17 protein-coding genes and 1 riboswitch are annotated in these 21078 nt (G+C 65.0%); of the genes, 15 read left to right on the plus strand and 2 right to left on the minus strand.

The window, feature by feature from the left end:
• Positions 1-53: 53 nt before the first annotated feature.
• A complete protein-coding gene (gene thiB / locus C7449_RS09090; protein ID WP_108002460.1) occupies positions 54-1061 on the minus strand; it encodes a thiamine ABC transporter substrate binding subunit in 1008 nt (335 codons plus the stop codon).
• A 39-nt stretch (positions 1062-1100) separates the two neighbouring features.
• Positions 1101-1214, minus strand: a riboswitch (TPP riboswitch).
• 105 nt (positions 1215-1319) lie between these two features.
• Here thiB and C7449_RS09095 point away from each other — a divergent pair.
• From C7449_RS09095 to C7449_RS09115, 5 genes are all read left to right on the plus strand, one after another.
• A complete protein-coding gene (locus C7449_RS09095) occupies positions 1320-1979 on the plus strand; it encodes a thiamine diphosphokinase (protein ID WP_108002461.1) in 660 nt (219 codons plus the stop codon).
• A 2-nt stretch (positions 1980-1981) separates the two neighbouring features.
• Positions 1982-3805: an ABC-F family ATP-binding cassette domain-containing protein gene (locus tag C7449_RS09100; protein ID WP_108002462.1), complete on the plus strand. Its 1824-nt coding sequence runs from the start codon at positions 1982-1984 to the stop codon at positions 3803-3805.
• 190 nt (positions 3806-3995) lie between these two features.
• On the plus strand, positions 3996-5081 hold the full coding sequence (locus C7449_RS09105) for a substrate-binding domain-containing protein (protein ID WP_108002463.1): 1086 nt from the start codon (positions 3996-3998) through the stop codon (positions 5079-5081).
• Positions 5082-5166: 85 nt separating this feature from the next.
• Entirely contained in the window at positions 5167-7425 is a 2259-nt protein-coding gene (locus C7449_RS09110) for an ABC transporter permease (RefSeq protein WP_108002464.1), read from the plus strand.
• Complete coding sequence (locus C7449_RS09115) at positions 7415-8194, plus strand: ATP-binding cassette domain-containing protein (RefSeq protein WP_108002465.1); 780 nt, start codon at positions 7415-7417, stop codon at positions 8192-8194. The genes C7449_RS09110 and C7449_RS09115 overlap by 11 nt, the downstream gene beginning before the upstream one ends.
• Positions 8195-8242: 48 nt before the next feature.
• Here C7449_RS09115 and C7449_RS09120 read toward each other — a convergent pair whose 3' ends face one another.
• Complete coding sequence (locus C7449_RS09120; RefSeq protein WP_108002466.1) at positions 8243-8923, minus strand: hypothetical protein; 681 nt, start codon at positions 8921-8923, stop codon at positions 8243-8245.
• Between the two features lie 299 nt (positions 8924-9222).
• Here C7449_RS09120 and sdhC point away from each other — a divergent pair, with 299 nt between their 5' ends.
• The 10 genes from sdhC to C7449_RS09170 all read left to right on the plus strand — a co-directional run bounded on the left by sdhC (position 9223) and on the right by C7449_RS09170 (position 21064).
• Positions 9223-9615, plus strand: a complete 393-nt coding sequence (sdhC, locus tag C7449_RS09125) for a succinate dehydrogenase, cytochrome b556 subunit (protein ID WP_108002467.1) — start codon at positions 9223-9225, stop codon at positions 9613-9615.
• Positions 9616-9625: 10 nt separating this feature from the next.
• Positions 9626-10006, plus strand: coding sequence for a succinate dehydrogenase, hydrophobic membrane anchor protein (sdhD, locus tag C7449_RS09130; protein ID WP_108002468.1), 381 nt, complete (start codon positions 9626-9628; stop codon positions 10004-10006).
• Between the two features lie 7 nt (positions 10007-10013).
• The gene (gene sdhA / locus C7449_RS09135; RefSeq protein WP_108002469.1) at positions 10014-11855 is read left to right on the plus strand and encodes a succinate dehydrogenase flavoprotein subunit; all 1842 of its coding nucleotides are present in this window, start codon (positions 10014-10016) and stop codon (positions 11853-11855) included.
• 18 nt (positions 11856-11873) lie between these two features.
• On the plus strand, positions 11874-12653 hold the full coding sequence (locus tag C7449_RS09140) for a succinate dehydrogenase iron-sulfur subunit (protein WP_108002470.1): 780 nt from the start codon (positions 11874-11876) through the stop codon (positions 12651-12653).
• Between the two features lie 225 nt (positions 12654-12878).
• Entirely contained in the window at positions 12879-13400 is a 522-nt protein-coding gene (locus C7449_RS09145; protein ID WP_108002683.1) for a protease inhibitor Inh/omp19 family protein, read from the plus strand.
• 43 nt (positions 13401-13443) lie between these two features.
• The gene (gene zapE / locus C7449_RS09150) at positions 13444-14625 is read left to right on the plus strand and encodes a cell division protein ZapE (protein ID WP_374828182.1); all 1182 of its coding nucleotides are present in this window, start codon (positions 13444-13446) and stop codon (positions 14623-14625) included.
• Positions 14626-14805: 180 nt separating this feature from the next.
• Positions 14806-15768 (plus strand): malate dehydrogenase, encoded by a 963-nt coding sequence (mdh, locus tag C7449_RS09155; RefSeq protein ID WP_108002471.1) that lies wholly within the window; start codon positions 14806-14808, stop codon positions 15766-15768.
• Between the two features lie 30 nt (positions 15769-15798).
• On the plus strand, positions 15799-16992 hold the full coding sequence (gene sucC / locus C7449_RS09160) for an ADP-forming succinate--CoA ligase subunit beta (RefSeq protein ID WP_108002472.1): 1194 nt from the start codon (positions 15799-15801) through the stop codon (positions 16990-16992).
• Positions 16993-17011: 19 nt separating this feature from the next.
• The gene (gene sucD, locus C7449_RS09165; RefSeq protein WP_108002473.1) at positions 17012-17917 is read left to right on the plus strand and encodes a succinate--CoA ligase subunit alpha; all 906 of its coding nucleotides are present in this window, start codon (positions 17012-17014) and stop codon (positions 17915-17917) included.
• 150 nt (positions 17918-18067) lie between these two features.
• Positions 18068-21064: a 2-oxoglutarate dehydrogenase E1 component gene (locus C7449_RS09170; RefSeq protein ID WP_108002474.1), complete on the plus strand. Its 2997-nt coding sequence runs from the start codon at positions 18068-18070 to the stop codon at positions 21062-21064.
• The last annotated feature ends 14 nt before the right edge of the window (positions 21065-21078 follow it).

Consider the following 21078-nt stretch of genomic DNA (forward strand, 5'->3'; position numbering starts at 1 on the left):
ACCAGAGTTCCAAGCGGTTCCGCCGCCTTAGGAAAGCGGAACTGCTCCGGACCTCACTTGGCCATCGCCGCCAGCCATTCGTCGATCCAGGCCTTGCGGTTGGCGGCAACCTCTTCCGACGGCAGCAGGAACGTGTGGCCGGGCTTCACCAGCTTGTCGAAGGCGGCCGGAAGCGGCTCGTGGGTCGGCCCGACCGGCATCATCCAGTTGGTCTCGGGAATGATCGACTGGAAATCCGGCCCGGTCATGAAGGTCAGGAACTGCTTCGCCAGTTCCGGATCGCTTGCGGCCTTCGTCATGCCGGCGACCTCGATCTGCACGTAGTGGCCTTCCGAGAAGGCCGCCGCCTGGTAGCGCTCGGAGTTCTCCGCCACTATGTGGTAGGCCGGCGAGGTGGTGTAGGACAGCACCATCGGCGCCTCGCCCTTGGTGAACAGCCCGTAGGCCTCCGACCAGCCCGGCGTCACGGTCAGGACCCGGTCCTTGAGCTTCGCCCAGGCCTCACCCGCCTTGTCGCCATAGATCGACTTGACCCAGAGCAGCAGTCCCAGCCCCGGCGTCGAGGTGCGCGGGTCCTCGATGACGATCTTCTGCTTCGGATCGCCCTCGACCAGGTCCTTCATGCTGGTCGGCGGGTTCTTCAGCCCCTCGGTATCGTAGACGACGGCGAAGTGGCCGTAGTCGTAGGGCAGGAACGTGTCGTCGGCAAAGCCGCCCGGCACCGTCAGCCCCTCCGGCGACAGCTGGTGCGGGACGAAGAGGCCGGTGGCCTTGGCCTCGGCCACGAGGTTCGTGTCGAGACCAAGCACGACGTCGGCCTTCGTGCCTTCGCCCTCCAGCTTCAGCCGGGTCAGGAGCTCGACGCCGTCGGCCGCCCCGACCCATTCGACCTTGCAGTCGCAGGTCTTCTCGAAGGCGGCGGCAACCTTGGCGCCCGGGCCCCATTCGGTGACGAAGCTCTCGTAGGTGTAGATGGTCAGCGTCTTGTCCGCCGCCAACGCGGACGGGCCAAAGGATGCTGCGGCGAGCAGCGCGACGGTGGACAACAGCTTGATGCGCATCAGCGCCTCCTTCAGATCGAATGAACGGGAATAGGGCGCTGGAATGTGCCGTCTAATCCCTCCGCCGGTGCAAACCGGATCAGGTTCCGCGGGTTGGCAATTGCCTCTCAGCCTCAGGCGTCTTGCGACCCGTGGGCACCCCGTTAGAGCAGGGCAACCAATAGTCCGCGCGCGCTCTTCTTGCAAGCCGCACTGCGGAACGCCCGGCCGGGCCGAAAGGCGTTTCCATTCCGGCGGAACATGCGCTAGACGGAGGCCATGACGAGTGCCCCCGGCCAAACCTTTGTCATCCTCCTCGGAGGAACGCTGGAACCGACCAACCGGTTCAGGGCGGCGACCGCCGGTGCGCGCTTCATCGCGGCCGACAGCGGCATGCGTCACGCCACGACGCTCGGTGTGACGCCGGAGGTCTGGGTCGGCGATTTCGATTCCGCTTCGCAGGCCGATCTCGATGCCTGGGCGCATGTTCCGCGCCAGCCCTATCCGGCGGCCAAAAGCGCCACCGACGGCGAGATCGCCGTGGCGACGGCGCTTCAACGCGGCGCGACAAGGCTGATCCTCGCCGGTGGCCTCGGCGGCGAGCGCAGCGACCATGCGCTGATGCACCTCCTGCACGCCGCGGCGCTGAAAGAACGCGGCCTCGACGTCACGCTGACGTCCGGGCTCGAGGAGGCCTGGCCGGTGCCGGTCGGCCGGACCACGATCGAGCTGCCGGCCGGCAGCCTGTTTTCGGTGCTTGGGCTTACGGCGCTGTCCGGCCTTTCGATCGAGAATGTTCGCTATCCGTTAACGGCATTCGAATTGCCCTTCGGCTCTTCGCGCACCATCTCGAACGTGGCGCTCGGCCCCGTCACCTTTTCGCTTTCCGCCGGGCGGGCCGTGGTGCTTGCCCGCCCCTACGACCTTTCAGGAGCCTGACGTTGGCACCCCCGATACTGAAACTCGACGAGATTTCCCTGAGCTTCGGCGGCACGCCGCTGCTGGCCGGCGCCAGCCTGCAGGTGGAGCCGGGCGAGCGCATCTGCCTTGTCGGCCGCAACGGTTCGGGCAAGTCGACGCTGTTGAAGATCGCAGCCGGCATGGTCGAACCCCAGTCGGGCGAGATCTTCCGACATCCGTCGTCCACCATCCGCTATCTCGAGCAGGCGCCCGACTTCGAAGGGTTCGCCACGGTGGCGGCCTATGCCGAGGCCGGGCTCGGCCCCGGTGACGACCATTATCGTGTCACCTATCTCCTCTCCCATCTCGGCCTCACCGGCGAGGAGGACCCGAAGACGCTTTCCGGCGGCGAGGCGCGCCGGGCCGCACTCGCCCGCGTGCTGGCGCCGGAGCCGGATATCCTGCTGCTCGATGAGCCCACCAACCATCTCGACCTGCCGACGATCGAGTGGCTGGAAGACGAACTGACCCGCAGCCGCTCGGCGCTGGTGGTCATCTCGCACGACCGCCGCTTCCTCGAAAAGGTCTCCAACGCCACCGTCTGGCTCGATCGCGGCACGTCGCGGCGGCTCGATCGCGGCTTCGCCCATTTCGAGGCCTGGCGGGACCAGGTGCTCGAGGCGGAGGAACTGGAACAGCACAAGCTCGGCAAGGCGATCGAGCGCGAGGAGCACTGGCTGCGCTACGGCGTGACGGCGCGGCGCAAGCGCAACATGCGCCGCCTCGGCGAGTTGCACGACATGCGTGCCCGCTTCCGCGGCCACAAGGGGCCGCAGGGCACCGTGCAGGCAACGCTCTCGGATGCGCAGGAATCCGGCAAGCTGGTGATCGAGGCCGAGAAGGTGACGAAGCGCTATGGCGAGCGCACCATCGTCGCGCCCTTTTCTATGCGCGTCCATCGCGGCGATTGCATCGGCTTCGTCGGCCCCAATGGCGCGGGCAAGACGACGCTTCTGAAGATCCTCACGGGCCAGCTCGCGCCGGACAGCGGCACCGTCAAGCTCGGCACCAACCTGGAGATTGCCACCCTCGACCAGCGCCGCGAGGATTTGAATCCGGACGAAACGCTGGCGCACTATCTCACCGACGGCCGCGGCGACAACCTGATCGTCAATGGCGAGCAGCGGCACGTGACCGGTTATATGAAGGAATTCCTGTTCCAGCCGGAACAGGCCCGCACGCCGATCCGCAATCTCTCCGGCGGTGAGCGCGCCCGGCTGATGCTGGCGCGCATCCTGTCGCGGCCGACCAACCTGCTCATCCTCGACGAACCGACCAACGACCTCGACATCGAGACGCTCGACCTGCTGCAGGAGATCGTCGCCGGGTTCGCCGGCACGGTGATCCTCGTCAGCCACGACCGTGATTTCCTCGATCGCACGGTGACTTCGACCATCGCCCCTGCCGATCCCGAAGCGCCGGATGGCCGCTGGATCGAATATGCCGGCGGCTATTCCGACATGATGGCGCAGCGGCGCGGCGCGATCGAGGAGCGCCGCAAGGCGGAGAAAACCGAAAAAGCGAAGGTCGACGACGCGCCGGCCGCAAAGGCCGCCGACAAGGGCAAGGGGAAGCTCTCCTACAAGCAGAAGTTCGCGCTGGAGAACCTGCCGAAGGAGATGGAGCGGGCCGAGGCGGAGATCGCGAAGCGTGAGGAGAAGATGGCCGATCCGACGCTGTTTACCAAGGATCCGGCGACCTTCAATCGCCTCGCCGCCGAAATGGAAACGCTGCGCGCCGACCTGACCCGCATGGAAGAGGAATGGCTGGAGCTGGAGATGCTGCGCGAGGAACTGGAGGGATAGGCTACCCCTCCCATCGGCGGTTGCATTTCTGTGCAGCTGGACGTTGCCGAACAAATTCGCCGGCAGCCCGGGGCGTTCACCATTTACTTACGATAGAATTACGCTGAATATTAGCGCAATGGGAGGAAGCAATTCGGCCTCTCGCAAGCGCGCTCGAACGGCTTTCGCCCCTTTCAAGGGAGGACCAGTCATGAGGCGTATTTCGTTGTACGCGGCAGTGTCCGTCGCGGCGCTGTCGCTTGGCGTCTCGCATGCATCCGCGCAATCAGGCAGCGTCGAGAAGGCAGTCGGCGGCTACAGTTTCGAGGACGCCGCCAAGGAAGCCCCTGAGACCAAGAATTTCCATTCGGCCGACGGCCACCTGACCTTCGCCATCGTCACGCACACGGCCGGAAACGGCTTCTTCGATCCGGTCTATGTCGGCGCCACGGTTGCCGCCAACATGATCGGCGCCAAGGTCCTGCTGCTCGGCTCCGAGTCGCCGGTGGACGATCCGGCCCGCGAGATCGAGATCCTGAACCAGATCGTGCAGGATCCGACGATCGACGGCATCATCATGACGACGCCGCAGGTGGGCGCCTACAACGACATCGTCAAGGCCGCCGTGGCCAAGGGCATCCCGATCGCGACGACGAACTCCTATGACGGGACACTCCTGAACCGCAGCAGCATCAGCCACACCGGGCAGGATGCGTCAGCGGCCGCCATCGGCGGCGAGGCGCTGGCCAAGTGCGTGCTCGCCAGCGGCGCCGACAGCGGTTCGATCGTGCTGCCGTCCTCCACCGCGATGGGCAACATCGAGGTGAACAACCGCGTGACCTCGGCCTTCAACGCCATCATCAAGACCCTGAAGGACGCCGGCAAGCTGGAGAACTTCAAGGTCGATGCCGGGCCGGAGAATGTCGGCATCGATACCAATCCGAACGATCCGGTCAACGCGCTGGTCTCGCTGTTCGAGTCGCGCGGGGACGTTGTCGGCGTCTTCACCGCCAACAACGTCTTTACCCCGCCGCTCGTCAAGGCGGTCGCCCAGACCGGCAAGACCGACAAGATCTGCGCCTTCGGCTTCGACCTGGGTCCGGCGCAACAGGAGGGCATTGCGGCCGGCAACCTGACGGGATCTCTGGGGCAGCAGCCGTTCCTGCAGGGCTTCTGGCCGGTCATGCAGCTCTATCTGCAGATTGACCGCGGCATTTCCGCCGCCAATCTCGACACGCGGGCGCAGTTGGTGACGAAGGATAACATCGCCAGGGTCGGCAAGCGCTTCGAGAACTGATTTTCGCTCCAGCCGGGGCTGACCTGCGGCGGCGGGCCGAACATTCCCGCCGCCCGCAAACGGCGGGGATCGACCGGACAGTTTCATGGTGACTGCAAAGACGACATCACTCGGTCGCGCGCCTGCCCAACTCGCCGGCGGTTGGGAGGTCGGCCTGCTGCTGTTCCTTGTGCTGCTCTATGTCGGCGGCATGTCCGTCAACCCGACCTTCTTCGCCTCGACCGAGGCGCTCCACGCGCTGCTGCGTGACACGTCCCGCGTTGGGATCATCGCGGTGGGCATGACCTTCGTCATCGTCAACAAGGACCTCGACCTGTCGGTGGGCTCCGTTTACGGGCTTGTCGCGGTAGTGTTCGCCCGGCTGTTTGCGCCGAGCTTTCTCGATCTCGGCATCGCCGCCTCGGTGCTGCTCTGCCTGCTGCTGGGGGCGGCGATCGGGCTGCTCAACGGTGTGCTCGTGACCATCCTGAAGGCGCCGGCTTTCATCGCGACATTGACGATCCTGTTCATCGGCCGCGGTTTCGTGCTGGCGCTGACGCATGGCCAGGCGATCTATTATTCCGACAAGGCCAATGAATTTCCGCTCTTCTTCCACCTCGGCGAAACCAATGTGCTCGGCTTCAACAACCAGATCCTGATTTTCGCCGTCGTTGCCGCAACCGGCGCCTATGTGCTTGCCAAGACCCGCTGGGGGTATGAGACCTTCGCCACCGGCGGCAACGAACAGGCGGCCGTCTATGCCGGCATTCCGACGCGCTGGGTGCGGATCCGCGCCTACCTGATCTCGGCGCTGTGCGCGACGCTTGCCGCGCTCTTGTCGGCGGCACAGGACAAGGGCGTGACGCCCCTTTACGGCGTCAGCTGGGAACTCACCGTCATCGCGTCGGTGATCATTGGTGGCGCCTCGATCCTCGGCGGCCGGGGACGGGTGATCGGCTCGTGCCTCGGGGCGGCGGTCGTCGTGCTGATCGACAAGGTGTTGCGCGAAGGCTGGCCAATCACGCGCATCGTCGTCATCGATGGCGAGAATGTTGCCGTCAACGCCCGGTTCACCCTGCCGGCGGGGGCGGTCCTGGTTTTCCTCGGCCTCCTTCTCGTCGCCGCCGTGCTGGTCGAGCCTTACCTCATCCGTCGCCAGGTGGCGGGCCGCTTCTGGGCGTGGCTGCGCGGCCGCCCGCCGCCACCCGCCTATGAAATGGGCGGCGTCGCCCTCGAGGGCGTCCAGACCAAGGGCGCGATGGCAGGCGACCTGGGGCTGGAGACCGCCGGATTCGGCAGGTTTTTCGCGCGCCGCGACGCGCTTGCCATCGTCCTCACCGTCCTTCTGTGGCTGACCGGCCTGGCGCTGCGGCCCGACTACTGGTGGAATCTCTCCAATACCTTCGCGATCCTGCTCAATTACACCGAACTCGCCCTCATCGCGGTCGGGCTCACCTATGTCATCGCCGCCGGCGACATCGATCTGTCGGTCGGCGCGGTACTGGCGCTCGCCGGCAGCACCGCGGCGTATTTCCTGAAAGTACTGGGCGCCGACCCGCTGACGGCAGTGGCGATGGGGCTGCTCGCCGGCATGGTCGCCGGGCTCGTCAACGCCACCGTCACCGTCGGCTTCAAGCTGCCGGCCTTCATCGCGACGCTCGGCATGTTCTACATCGCCCGCGGCCTTGCCGCCTGGTTCGTCGCCGGCCAGCAACTGACCGGCTGGCCCGAGAGCTACAACCTGCTCGGCCGCAAGGCGAACGACGTGCTGCTGCATTTCGGCTTCTCCCTGCCGCCCGGTTTCGTCCGGACCGTCGCCGAGGTCGTCAGCGTGCAGACGATCTGGATGTTTTTCGTAGCACTCGCGGCCGGCATCGTGCTCGCTTACACGCCGTTCGGTCTGAAGGTGCTGTCCACCGGCGGCAACCTGCGCGCTGCGGCCTATGCGGGGATCAACACCAACCGCGTGCGCTTCCTGGCACTGCTGCTATCGGCGCTGTGCGCGTCGATGGCCGGCATCATCAACGTCGCCTATTTCCGCAGTTTCAACCCGGTCGCCGGCCAGTTCCGCGAGCTCGACGCCATCGCCGCGGTGATCATCGGCGGCGGCTCGATCTTTGGCGGCTACGGCACGATGATCGGCTCGCTCGCCGGCGCGGCGGCGATCACGCTGGTGCGGGCGCTGCTGCAGTTGAACGTGCAGGGCTTCACCATGCCGCAGCACTGGATCAATGTGTTCATCGGCGTCATCCTGATCGTGGCCGTGCTCGTCGACATCTGGGTCCGCCAGGCCAATATCTTTGGTCGCGTGCGGTCATGGCGGGCGCGACGCGGGCAAGCAGTGGAGGCCAAGCATGCCGGGTGAGACGCAAGGCACGCCGATCGTCGAAATGCGCGGCATCGAAAAGGCGTTCGGTGCGGTCCAGGCGCTGCGCTCGGTCGACCTGGTGCTCTATCCCGGCGAAATCCTCGGTCTGGTCGGCGACAATTCCGCCGGCAAGTCGACGCTGATGAAAATCCTGACCGGCGCCTACCAGCGCGATGCCGGCGAGATCTTCGTCGCCGGTCAGCCGGTTCACTTCAAAAGCCCGCACGAGAGCCGCGACGTCGGCATCGAGATGATCTACCAGGACTTCGCGCTGTGCGGGAACATGGACGTCGGGCAGAACATCTTTCTCGGCCGCTGGCCGCTCACCGGTCCGTTCGTCAATCGGCGCAAGATGTATGCGGAGGCCGACAGGGTGCTGAAGCGGCTCAAGGTCGACGTCAACTCGGTCTACCAGAAGGTCGAGAGCCTGTCGGGCGGCCGCCAGCAGTCCGTCGCGATCGCCCGGGCGATTTCCTTCGAGCCGCGGGTGGTGATCCTTGACGAGCCGACCGCCAACCTTTCGGTGATGGCGACCAACCGCCTGCTGGAGACGATGCTGGAACTGAAGCGCCAGGGTGTCGCCCAGATCATCATCTCGCACCGGCTGGTCGATATCTTCGCCGTCGGCGATCGCGTGATGGTGCTGAAGCGCGGCGAGTCGGCCGGCGACCGCTACATCAGGCACACCGACGAACACGAGGTTCTGGAGATCATCGTTTCAGGTACCCGCGAGCGGGCGCTGACGGCCGAGGAGGCGATGCGCTGACCGGGCCGCACGCGCAGCCGATGGTTCAATTGCATGCCCGGCCCGAGACTAGGGCCGGATGACGCAGACCCCGGCCTCCCAGGCGCAGCTGGCGGTCTCGGTTTCCGGCGTGACGACGATGAGCTTGGCGCGATTGGACGATGCGGGCGTCGGATAGCCGCCGCCATCACCCATGTCGCCAGAACCGTAGCCGTTGGTGTAGAAATAATTGCCGTTGCCGGGATCCTGATAGCCGGAGATGGCGCCGCCATAGAAATTGCCGGCGACGTCGCTGTTATTGTACAGGCGGTATTGGCCGGCATAGTAGGGACGGGCCGATCCGGTATAGTAAGGGGCGGGACGATCGAGTTGCGAGCCGCCGAACCGACCCCAGCCCCGGTCCTGCCAGCGTCGGCCAACAGACCCGAAGCCGCGGTCGACGGTTACGAAGCCGCGGTCGACGGTCCCGACGCCGCGGTCGATGCTCCCGAAGCCGCGGTCAATGCTCCCGAATCCCCGGTCGATGCTCCCGAAGCCGCGGTCGAAGCGTCCGTCGCGGCGTGCCATATGCCGGCTGTTGAAGTGCCTGTCGTCGCGCATGGCGCCGCCGAAGAATTCAGAATTCGAGGCGCGGTGGTGATGACGGTGGCGATTGTTGTCGCGCGCTTCGGAAGGTGCGGCCTGGAACAGCGGCAGCGTCATGGCGGCAAGCGCGATCGCGGTCATGCAGGCTTTTGTAAACAGATTCATTCTGTTCGCCTCCAGGTTATCCTTAACGATTTGCTAACGCCAATGTTGCCCATTCCCGAGCCAAAGTCACCGGAATTGGTTAACGGGGCGGCGGCATTCGTTAAGATTGGTTAACGGGTGCGGAGGTGCCTCATCGTCCTAATCGATTAAATTGATTTTGCAGTGCAATGACACTTGTGGTTCCGCAGTTGGGTGATTAAACGTCGCAATCATTGCATTGCGCACACAATGAAGTGCAATTCCGGAGCACCACAGTCCAGTTAGCGGGGCCATTCTCCGGGATTTCCGTGAGGGTTCTGATGACGAATGTCACAAAAAGCCGGCCGCTCTCGCCGCATCTCCAGATCTACAAGCCGATCCCGACGATGGTCATGTCGATCATGCACCGCATCACCGGCGGCGCGCTCTATGTCGGCACGGTTCTCGTCGCGTGGTGGCTGATCGCCGCGGCGATGGGCGAGGCCTATTTCAACTGGGTCAGCTGGTTCTTCGGCACCTGGATCGGCATGCTGATCCTGTTCGGCTACACCTGGGTGCTGTTCCATCATATGCTCGGCGGCATCCGCCATCTGGTCTGGGATACCGGCCACGGCTACGAGAAGCATCTCTCCACCCGCGTCGCAATGGCGATGCCGGTTGCATCCGCCGCATTGGCGGTGCTGACCTGGGTCATCGGCTATCTGGTCCGCTGAGGAAACTGACATGGATATGCGTACACCTCTCGGCCGCGTCCGCGGTCTCGGTTCGGCCAAGGACGGCACCGAACACTTCTGGCGCCAGCGGCTGACGGCCGTCGCCAACCTGCCGCTGCTATTGTTCTTCGTCGGCTTCCTCGTCTCTTATTCCGGCGCGCCCTATGCGGAAGTGCGTGCGGCGCTGTCGCATCCGGTGGTCGCGGTGCTGATGGGCCTCGTGGTCATCTCCGGCCTCTTTCACATGAAGCTCGGGATGCAGGTCATCATCGAGGACTATGTCCATGCAGAAGGTGGAAAAATCCTCCTGCTCATGCTCAACACCTTCTTTGCGGCTCTGGTCGGCGGACTCTGTCTTTTCGCCGTGCTGAAGATCGCTTTCGCAGGATAATCTCGCCATGGCTTCGATCTCCTCGCCCAATCAGAACGGCAAGGCCTACACCTATGTCGATCACGCGTTCGACGTGGTGGTGGTGGGCGCCGGCGGCGCCGGTCTGCGCGCGACCCTCGGCATGGCCGAACAGGGTCTGAAGACGGCCTGCATCACCAAGGTCTTCCCGACCCGCTCGCACACCGTGGCCGCCCAGGGCGGCATTGCCGCGTCGCTGCAGAACATGACGCCCGACAGCTGGCAGTGGCACCTCTACGACACCGTCAAGGGCTCGGACTGGCTCGGCGACGTCGACGCCATGCAGTACCTCGCCATGGAAGCGCCGAAGGCGGTCTATGAGCTCGAGCACTACGGCGTGCCGTTCTCGCGCAACGAGGAAGGCAAGATCTACCAGCGGCCGTTCGGCGGCCACATGCAGAACTACGGCGAGGGCCCGCCGGTGCAGCGCACCTGCGCGGTCGCCGACCGCACCGGCCACGCCATCCTGCACACGCTCTACGGCCAGTCGCTGCGGCACAACGCCGAGTTCTTCATCGAATATTTCGCGATCGACCTGATCATGTCGGCCGACGGCCGCTGCACCGGCGTCGTCGCCTGGAACCTCGATGACGGCACGATCCATCGCTTCTCCGCCAAGATGGTGGTCCTGGCGACCGGCGGCTATGGCCGCGCCTATTTCTCGGCGACCTCGGCGCACACCTGCACCGGCGACGGCGGCGGCATGGCGGCCCGCGCCGGCCTGCCGCTGCAGGACATGGAGTTCGTTCAGTTCCACCCGACCGGAATCTACGGCTCCGGCTGTCTGATCACCGAGGGCGCCCGCGGCGAGGGCGGCTATCTCGTCAACTCCGAGGGTGAGCGCTTCATGGAGCGCTATGCGCCGTCGGCCAAGGACCTTGCCTCGCGCGACGTCGTTTCGCGCTGCATGACGCTTGAGATCCGCGAGGGCCGCGGCGTCGGCAAGAACAAGGACCACATCTACCTGCACCTCGATCATCTCGATCCGGCCGTGCTGCACGAGCGCCTGCCGGGCATCTCCGAGAGCGCGAAGATTTTTGCCGGCGTCGACGTCACCCGCGAACCGATCCCGGTGCTGCCGACCGTTCACTACAACATGGGCGGCGTTCCGACGAACTTCTGGGGCGAGGTGCTCAACGCCGACGGCGCCAACCCGGAGCGCATCGCGCCCGGCCTGATGGCGGTCGGCGAGGCCGGCTGCGCCTCGGTTCACGGCGCCAACCGCCTCGGCTCCAACTCGCTGATCGACCTCGTGGTCTTCGGTCGCGCAGCGGCGATCCGCGCCGGTGAGGTCATCGACCGTGCCGCGCCGGTGCCGGAGCTCGACAAGGCCGCTTGCGACCGGATCATCGAGCGCTTCGACCGGCTGCGTTATGCCGATGGTGGCACGCCGACGGCTGTGCTGCGCGACAGGATGCAGCGCACCATGCAGGAAGACGCCGCCGTGTTCCGCACCCAGGAATCGCTGGAAGCCGGTTGCCGCCGCATGAAGGAGCTCTGGGGCGAGATGGCCGACCTGAAGGTCACCGACCGCTCGCTGATCTGGAACTCCGACCTGGTCGAGACGCTGGAATTGGAAAACCTGATGGCCAACGCCATCACCACGGTCGTCAGCGCCGAGGCCCGCAAGGAAAGCCGTGGCGCGCACGCCCGCGAGGATTACAAGGATGGTCCGCTCGGCGGCCGCGACGACGTCAACTGGCGCAAGCACACGCTTGCCTGGGTGAACGAGGCCGGCGACGTGAAGCTCGACTACCGCCCGGTCCACACCGATCTCATCGCCCCCGGCATCGATCCGCAGAAGATCGCGCCGAAGGCGCGCGTCTACTGATCCCGAGGAAAACTGGATATGGTTGAACTCGCTCTCCCCAAGAACTCGCAGGTCACCGAAGGCAAGGTCTGGCCCAAGCCGGCCGGCGCGACCAACACCCGCGAGTTCCGCGTCTACCGCTGGAGCCCGGACGACGGCAAGAACCCGTCGATCGACACCTACTATGTCGATGTCGACGACTGCGGCCCGATGGTGCTCGACGCGCTGCTCTACATCAAGAACAAGATCGATCCGACGCTGACGCTGCGCCGCTCCTGCCGCGAGGGCATCTGCGGCTCCTGCGCGATGAACATCGACGGCACCAATACGCTGGCCTGTACCAAGGGCATGGATGAGGTCAACGGCGCGGTGAAGGTCTACCCGCTGCCGCATATGCCGGTGGTCAAGGATCTCGTTCCGGACCTGACGCATTTCTACGCCCAGCACCGCTCGATCGAGCCCTGGCTGAAGACGGTCTCGCCGACGCCTGCCAAGGAATGGCTGCAGAGCCATGAGGACCGGCAGAAGCTCGACGGCCTTTACGAGTGCATCCTGTGCGCCTGCTGCTCGACCTCCTGTCCGAGCTACTGGTGGAACGGCGACCGCTATCTCGGCCCGGCCGTGCTGCTGCAGGCCTATCGCTGGCTGATCGACTCCAGAGACGAGGCCACCGGCGAGCGTCTCGACAACCTCGAGGATCCGTTCCGCCTCTATCGCTGCCACACGATCATGAACTGCGCCCAGGCCTGCCCGAAGGGGCTGAACCCGGCGAAGGCGATCGGCGAAATCAAGAAGATGCTGGTCGAGCGCCGGCTCTGACGGTTGGATGGCCCGGCCTCGGTCGGGCCAACTCTCGGAACCATTCGGGCGCCGCGCTGGTGTGGGTACGGGCGCGCCAGACGAACCGGTTGCCGTGATTTGAGGCCGCCGGTGGCGGCTGATGGCAAAACGTTGCCAGCACACTTGATTCGGTCCGGCGATTCACGCTAATCCGGCCGGGGTTACTCCTTATCCATGGTGTCGCGCAAAGAGGGCAGTATCGATATGCGGATCCAGTACGTGGCAGGCGGATTGATGATGGCGCTCGCTCTGGCCGGTTGCCAGAGGACCTCGATGAGCGGCTTCGACTCGCGGCCCGTCGCCCCGCTCCAGGCTGCGCCGGTCGGCAGCGTCTCCTCCAGCCAGTTGCCCGACCCCTCAACGAGCACCTCGCAGTTCCCGGAAGCGCCGCCGACGGACATGACCATGGTGACGCCCGGCACGGCTGGCCCGGCTGCCGGCGGCCTAGAGGTCAAGAAGGAAGCGATGGTCGGTAACTGGCGGGTCGCCAACGGGCCGACCTCGTGCGACATGTTCCTGACGCTGACCAATCTCGGCTCCGGTTCGCGGGGCGGGACGCGCGGCTGCGCCGGCGAACTGACGCAGATGGGCTCGTGGGAAGTGGCCGGCACGCAGGTGATCCTCAAGGATCGCAGCGGCAATGCGATCGCGCGGCTGGCCAAGACCGGCGAGTCGCGTTTCGAAGGCTCGACCTCCAGCGGGCAGCCGATCAGCCTGTCGCGCTGAGCGCAATCAGCGCCATTCAATACGGAGATCGACTTCGGTGCCCATCAAGCAGGATTGGGACAAGGTCTCCGCCTATCCCGAACACGGTGTCTCCGACAGGCTGAGCGCGATGGTGGCGGCCGGCGAACTGCAGCCCGATCCGCTGCAGGCCGCGATGGCGCTGCGCTTCGATGCCTTGCTGGAGGCGATCCGGTCCCAGCGCCCGGCGCGCAAGACGAGCGCGCTCGGCTGGCTGTTCGCGTCCCGAAAGCCGGAGAAGTCCGCCGTGCCGCGCGGCCTCTACATCCATGGCGGGGTAGGGCGCGGCAAGACCATGCTGATGGACCTGTTCTTCGGGCTGGTGCCGATCAAGCGCAAGCGCAGGGCGCACTTCCATGAGTTCATGGCCGATGTGCATGACCGCATCCACAAGCACCGGCAGAAGCTGAAGAACGGCGAGACGAAGCAGGCCGATCCCGTTCCGCCCGTCGCCGAAAGCCTAATCGAGGAGGCGCGGCTCCTCTGCTTCGACGAGTTCTCCGTTACCGACATCGCCGATGCGATGATCCTGTCGCGGCTGTTCGGCGAGCTGTTTTCGCGCGGCTGCATCCTGGTCGCCACGTCGAACGTCGAGCCTGACAATCTTTACAAGGACGGGCTGAACCGCGGCCTATTTCTGCCCTTCGTCGATCTCCTGAAGAAGCATGTCGAGATCGTCGCGCTGGATTCGGAGACCGACTACCGGCTGGAGAAGGACGCCGGCCTGCCGGTCTTCCGTTATCCGCTCGGGGCCGAGGCCGACGAGGCGATGGATCGGGCGTGGCAGCGGGAGACGGCGGGCCGGGAGGTGCAGCCGGCCACCGTGACGTTCCGAGGCCGCAAGATCGCCATTCCGGCCGCGGCGGGCACTGTCGCGCGCTTTTCCTTCGGCGATCTGTGCGAGCAGCCGCACGGCGCGGCCGATTATCTCGCCATCCTGAAGCGTTACGATACGATCTTCCTCGACCACATTCCCCTGCTTGGGCCGCACAAGCGCAACGAGACGAAGCGGTTCATCAACCTGGTCGATACGATTTACGATCACGGCGCGCGCCTGTTTGCCTCGGCGGCGGCCGCGCCGGAGAAACTGCTGGTGGCGAAGAAGGGGACGGAAGGCTTCGAGTTCGACCGCACCGTTTCCCGCCTCATCGAGATCCGCAGCATTGAATATGCGGACAGTCATCGTAGAAGAACGGCCGGTTTGTGACGGAATTGCAGCATCAATTCTTACGTTGACGTAAGAATTTCATGTTCTAACCGATTGAAATTCCTGACGTCCAAAGTAGTGGTTGATATTTTAACGTTCGGGCGCTAATCCGTTCTGCCGGACGGTTGGGCATTTGCGGGTACCCAGCTTTCGGAGATAGATCGCAAAGGAAGCACTTTCATGGCGCGCAAGAAGATCGCACTCATTGGCTCTGGAATGATCGGTGGCACGCTGGCCCATCTGGCCGGCCTGAAGGAACTGGGCGACATCGTTCTGTTCGACATTGCCGACGGCATCCCCCAGGGCAAAGGCCTCGACATCGCCCAGTCGTCCCCGGTCGAGGGCTTCAACGCCTCGCTCACCGGTGCCAGCGACTATGCGGCGATCGAAGGCGCGGACGTCTGCATCGTCACCGCCGGCGTCGCCCGCAAGCCGGGCATGAGCCGCGACGACCTGCTCGGCATCAACCTCAAGGTTATGGAACAGGTCGGTGCCGGCATCAAGAAGTATGCCCCGAACGCCTTCGTCATCTGCATCACCAACCCGCTCGACGCGATGGTCTGGGCGCTGCAGAAGTTCTCCGGCCTGCCGAAGAACATGGTCGTCGGCATGGCCGGCGTGCTGGACTCGGCCCGCTTCCGCCTGTTCCTCTCCGAGGAATTCAACGTCTCCGTCCAGGACGTCACCGCGTTCGTGCTCGGCGGCCACGGCGACACCATGGTGCCGCTCGCCCGCTACTCCACCGTCGCCGGCATCCCGCTCACGGACCTCGTCAAGATGGGCTGGTGCACGCAGGAGCGTCTAGACCAGATCATCCAGCGCACCCGTGACGGCGGCGCCGAGATCGTCAGCCTGCTGAAGACCGGCTCGGCCTACTACGCTCCGGCCGCCTCGGCGATCGAGATGGCCGAATCCTACCTGAAGGACAAGAAGCGCGTCCTGCCGGTCGCCGCTCACCTGTCCGGCCAGTACGGCGTCAAGGACATGTATGTCGGCGTTCCGGTCGTTCTCGGTGCCGGCGGCGTCGAGCGCATCGTCGAGATCGACCTCAACAAGGCCGAAAAGGAAGCCTTCGACAAGTCGGTCGGCGCGGTCGCCGGCCTCTGCGAAGCCTGCATCAACATCGCTCCGGCGCTGAAGTAATCCGCTTCGGCGAAGAGAGAGGATTTTTCCATGAACATTCACGAATATCAGGCGAAAGCGCTGCTGAAGAGCTATGGCGCACCGGTCGCCGAGGGCGTCGCCATCCTCAAGGTCGAAGAGGCCGAGGCCGCCGCCAGGAAGCTCCCCGGCCCGCTCTACGTGGTCAAGAGCCAGATCCACGCCGGTGGCCGCGGCAAGGGCAAGTTCAAGGAACTCGGCCCCGACGCTAAGGGCGGCGTTCGCCTTGCGAAGTCGATCGACGAGGTCGTTGCTCACGCCAAGGAAATGCTCGGCAACACCCTGGTGACGGCCCAGACCGGCGAGGCCGGCAAGCAGGTCAATCGCCTCTACATCGAAGACGGTGCCGACATTGCCCGTGAGCTCTATTGCTCGCTGCTGGTCGACCGCTCGGTCGGTCGCGTTGCCTTCGTCGTCTCGACCGAAGGCGGCATGGACATCGAGGCCGTCGCCCACGACACGCCGGAGAAGATCCACACGATCGCCATCGATCCGGAAGCCGGCGTCACCGCCGCCGACGTCGCCACGATCTCCAGGGCGCTCGAACTGTCGGGTGCGGCTGCCGAAGACGCCAAGTCGCTGTTCCCGGCGCTCTACAAGGCCTTCGTCGAGAAGGACATGGCGCTGCTCGAGATCAACCCGCTGATCGTCATGGAAAACGGCCACCTGCGCGTGCTCGATGCCAAGGTCTCCTTCGACGGCAACGCGCTGTTCCGCCACGACGACATCAAGGCGCTGCGCGACGAGACCGAAGAGGACGCCAAGGAAATCGAGGCCTCCAAGTGGGACCTCGCCTACGTGGCGCTCGACGGCAACATCGGCTGCATGGTCAACGGCGCCGGCCTCGCCATGGCGACGATGGACATCATCAAGCTCTACGGCAAGGAGCCGGCCAACTTCTGCGACGTCGGCGGTGGCGCCGGCAAGGAGAAGGTGGCGGCCGCCTTCAAGATCATCACCGCCGACCCGAAGGTCGAGGGCATCCTCGTCAACATCTTCGGCGGCATCATGCGCTGTGACGTCATCGCCGAAGGCGTCGTCGCGGCCGTTCAGGAAGTCGGTCTGAAGGTTCCGCTCGTCGTTCGCCTCGAAGGCACCAATGTCGAGCTCGGCAAGAAGATCCTCAACGAGTCGGGTCTGGCGATCACTGCGGCCGACGACCTTGACGATGCGGCGAAGAAGATCGTCGCGGCGATCAAAGCCTAATCTGGAAGGACCGGAAAGAATGTCTATTCTCGTCAACAAGGACACCAAGGTCCTGGTTCAGGGCCTGACCGGCAAGACCGGCACCTTCCATACCGAACAGGCGCTCGCCTATTACGGCACCAAGATGGTCGGCGGCATCCACCCGAAGAAGGGCGGCGAAACCTGGTCTTCGGGCGTCGACGGCACTGTGCTGCCGATCTTCGCTTCCGTCGCCGAAGCCAAGGAAAAGACCGGCGCCGACGCGACCGTGATCTATGTTCCGCCGGCAGGTGCAGCGGATGCGATCATCGAGGCGATCGACGCCGAGATCCCGTTCATCACCTGCATCACCGAGGGCATCCCGGTCATGGACATGGTGCGGGTCAAGGCCAAGCTCGACAAGTCGAAGTCGCGCCTTCTCGGCCCGAACTGCCCGGGCATCCTGACGCCGGAAGGATGCAAGATCGGCATCATGCCGGGCTCGATCTTCCGCAAGGGCTCGGTCGGCATCGTCTCGCGCTCGGGCACGCTGACCTATGAAGCCGTGTTCCAGACCACGAACGAAGGCCTCGGCCAGACCACCGCGGTCGGCATCGGTGGCGACCCGGTCAAGGGCACCGAGTTCATCGACGTGCTGGAGATGTTCCTCGCCGACGACGCCACCCAGTCGATCATCATGATCGGCGAGATCGGCGGCTCGGCCGAGGAAGACGCGGCGCAGTTCCTGATCGACGAAGCCAAGAAGGGCCGCAAGAAGCCGATGGCCGGCTTCATCGCGGGCCGTACGGCGCCGAAGGGCCGCACCATGGGCCACGCCGGCGCTGTGGTTTCCGGCGGCAAGGGCGACGCAGAATCGAAGATTGCGGCGATGGAATCGGCCGGCATCCGCGTCTCGCCCTCGCCGGCACGCCTCGGCAAGACCCTCGTCGAAGTCCTCAAGGGCTGAGGACATTAACGGCCGGCGCTGAGCCGGCCGTTCCGTGAAGGTCGCCCGGGCCCCGCCGTTGCGAGGGGCCGGGCGGGCATTTCTCCCGGACTTGAGTTTCGGGAGTGGTTTTCAGTCAGGAGGCGGGCGCGGCGCCCGCGAGTGGCACACATGGCAAGACAAGACGCCAACGAACAGTTTCAGGTAACCTCGTTCCTCGATGGCGCCAACGCGGCCTATATCGAGCAGCTCTATGCCCGTTTCGAAGAGGACCCGTCCTCGGTGTCGCCCGAGTGGCAGAGCTTCTTCAAGAGCCTTGACGACCAGCCCGCCGACGTCGTGAAGGCGGCGAAGGGCGCGTCCTGGAAGAAGTCCAACTGGCCGATCGCCGCCAATGGCGAGCTCGTATCGGCGCTCGACGGCGACTGGGGCACGGTCGAAAAGGTCGTCGAGAAGAAGATCAAGGCGAAGGCCGAGGCGGCTGCCATCCAGACCGGCGTGCCGGTCAGCGAAAGCGTGGTCCAGCAGGCCACGCGCGATTCCGTCCGCGCCATCATGATGATCCGCGCCTACCGCATGCGCGGCCACCTGCATGCCAAGCTCGATCCGCTCGAACTTGCCGATCCGGTCGAGGATTATCACGAGCTGTCGCCGAAGACCTACGGCTTCGAGGAGAAGGACTACGACCGCAAGATCTTCCTCGATAACGTGCTCGGGCTCGAATACGCGACGATCCCGCAGATGCTGGAAATCCTCCAGCGCACCTACTGCTCGACGCTCGGCGTCGAGTTCATGCACATCTCCGACCCGGAGGTGAAGTCCTGGATCCAGGAGCGCATCGAGGGGCCGGACAAGGGTGTCGGTTTCACGCCGGAGGGCAAGCGGGCGATCCTGCAGAAGCTGGTCGAGGCGGAAGGCTTCGAGCAGTTCATCGACGTCAAGTACAAGGGCACCAAGCGTTTCGGCCTCGATGGCGGAGAGTCGCTGATCCCGGCGCTCGAGCAGCTGATCAAGCGCGGCGGCCAGCTCGGCCTGAAGGAGATCGTCCTCGGCATGGCCCATCGCGGCCGCCTGAACGTGCTCTCCCAGGTGATGGCCAAGCCGCACCGGGCGATCTTCCACGAGTTCAAGGGCGGCTCCTATGCCCCCGATGACGTCGAAGGTTCGGGCGACGTGAAGTATCACCTCGGCGCTTCGTCGGACCGCGAGTTCGACAACAACAGCGTCCACCTGTCGCTGACGGCGAACCCGTCGCACCTGGAGATCGTCAACCCGGTGGTCATGGGCAAGGCGCGCGCCAAGCAGGACCAGATGGCGACGATCTTCGAAGGCGACATCATTCCGCTGCGCGAGCGCGTCAAGGTGATGCCGCTGCTCATCCACGGCGACGCCGCTTTTGCGGGGCAGGGCGTCGTGGCCGAAATCCTCGGCCTGTCCGGCCTGCGCGGCTACCGCGTCGCCGGCACGGTGCACTTCATCATCAACAACCAGATCGGCCTCACCACCAATCCGGCCTTCTCGCGGTCCTCGCCCTATCCCTCCGACGTGGCGAAGATGATCGAGGCGCCGATCTTCCACGTCAACGGCGACGATCCGGAAGCGGTCGTCTACGCGGCGAAGATCGCCACCGAATACCGGATGAAGTTCCACAAGCCGGTCGTCGTCGACATGTTCTGCTACCGCCGCTTCGGCCACAACGAAGGCGACGAGCCGTCGTTCACGCAGCCGAAGATGTACAAGGCGATCCGGGGCCACAAGACGGTCGTGCAGCTTTATGCGCAGCGGCTGGTCGCCGAGGGCCTGATCACCGAGGGCGAACTGGAGAAGATGAAGGCCGACTGGCGCGCCAAGCTCGAACAGGAATTCGAGGCCGGCCAGTCCTACAAGCCGAACAAGGCCGACTGGCTGGATGGCGTCTGGTCGGGCCTGCGCGCCGCCGACAATGCCGACGAGCAGCGCCGCGGCAAGACCTCGGTGCCGATGAAGCAGCTGAAGGAGGTCGGCCGCAAGCTGTCCACCATCCCGGAAGGCTTCAAGGCGCACCGCACCATCCAGCGCTTCATGGACAACCGGGCGCAGATGATCGAGACGGGCGAGGGCATCGACTGGGCCATGGCGGAGGCGCTTGCCTTAGGCACGCTCTGCCTCGACGGCCACAAGATCCGCCTGTCCGGCCAGGACTGCGAGCGCGGCACCTTCTCGCAGCGCCACTCGGTCCTCTATGACCAGGAGACCGAAGAGCGCTACATCCCGCTCGCCAACCTGTCCCCCACCCAGGCACGCTTCGAGGTCATCAACTCGATGCTCTCGGAAGAAGCTGTGCTCGGCTTCGAATACGGCTACTCGCTGGCCCGTCCGAACGCGCTGACGCTCTGGGAAGCCCAGTTCGGCGACTTCGCCAACGGCGCGCAGGTGCTGTTCGACCAGTTCATCTCTTCGGGCGAGCGCAAGTGGCTGCGCATGTCGGGGCTCGTCTGCCTGCTGCCGCATGGCTACGAGGGCCAGGGGCCGGAGCATTCCTCCGCCCGCCTCGAACGCTTCCTGCAGCTGTGCGCCGAGGACAACATGCAGGTCGCCAACTGCACGACGCCGGCGAACTACTTCCACATCCTGCGCCGGCAGATGCGCCGCGATTTCCGCAAGCCGCTGATCCTGATGACGCCGAAGTCGCTGCTGCGTCACAAGCGGGCGGTCTCGAGCCTGTCGGAACTCGCCGGCGAAAGCTCGTTCCACCGGCTGCTGTGGGACGATGCGGAGGTCATCAAGGACGGCCCGATCAAGCTGCAGAAGGACGCCAAGATCCGGCGCGTCGTCATGTGCTCGGGCAAGGTCTACTACGATCTGCTCGAAGAGCGCGAGAAGCGCGGCGTCGACGACGTCTACCTGCTGCGCGTCGAGCAGCTCTATCCGTTCCCGGCCAAGGCGCTGATCAACGAGCTGTCGCGCTTCCGCAACGCGGAGATGGTCTGGTGCCAGGAAGAGCCGAAGAACATGGGCGCCTGGTCCTTCATCGATCCGTATCTGGAATGGGTGCTCGACCACATCGATGCCAAGCACCGGCGGGTCCGCTACACCGGCCGCCCGGCGGCGGCGTCGCCGGCGACGGGGCTGATGTCCAAGCACCTTGAACAGCTCGCGGCGTTCCTCGAGGATGCGCTCGGCGGCTGATGGAGGACGGCGCG

The organism is Mycoplana dimorpha (assembly GCF_003046475.1).
Classification (GTDB): domain Bacteria; phylum Pseudomonadota; class Alphaproteobacteria; order Rhizobiales; family Rhizobiaceae; genus Mycoplana; species Mycoplana dimorpha.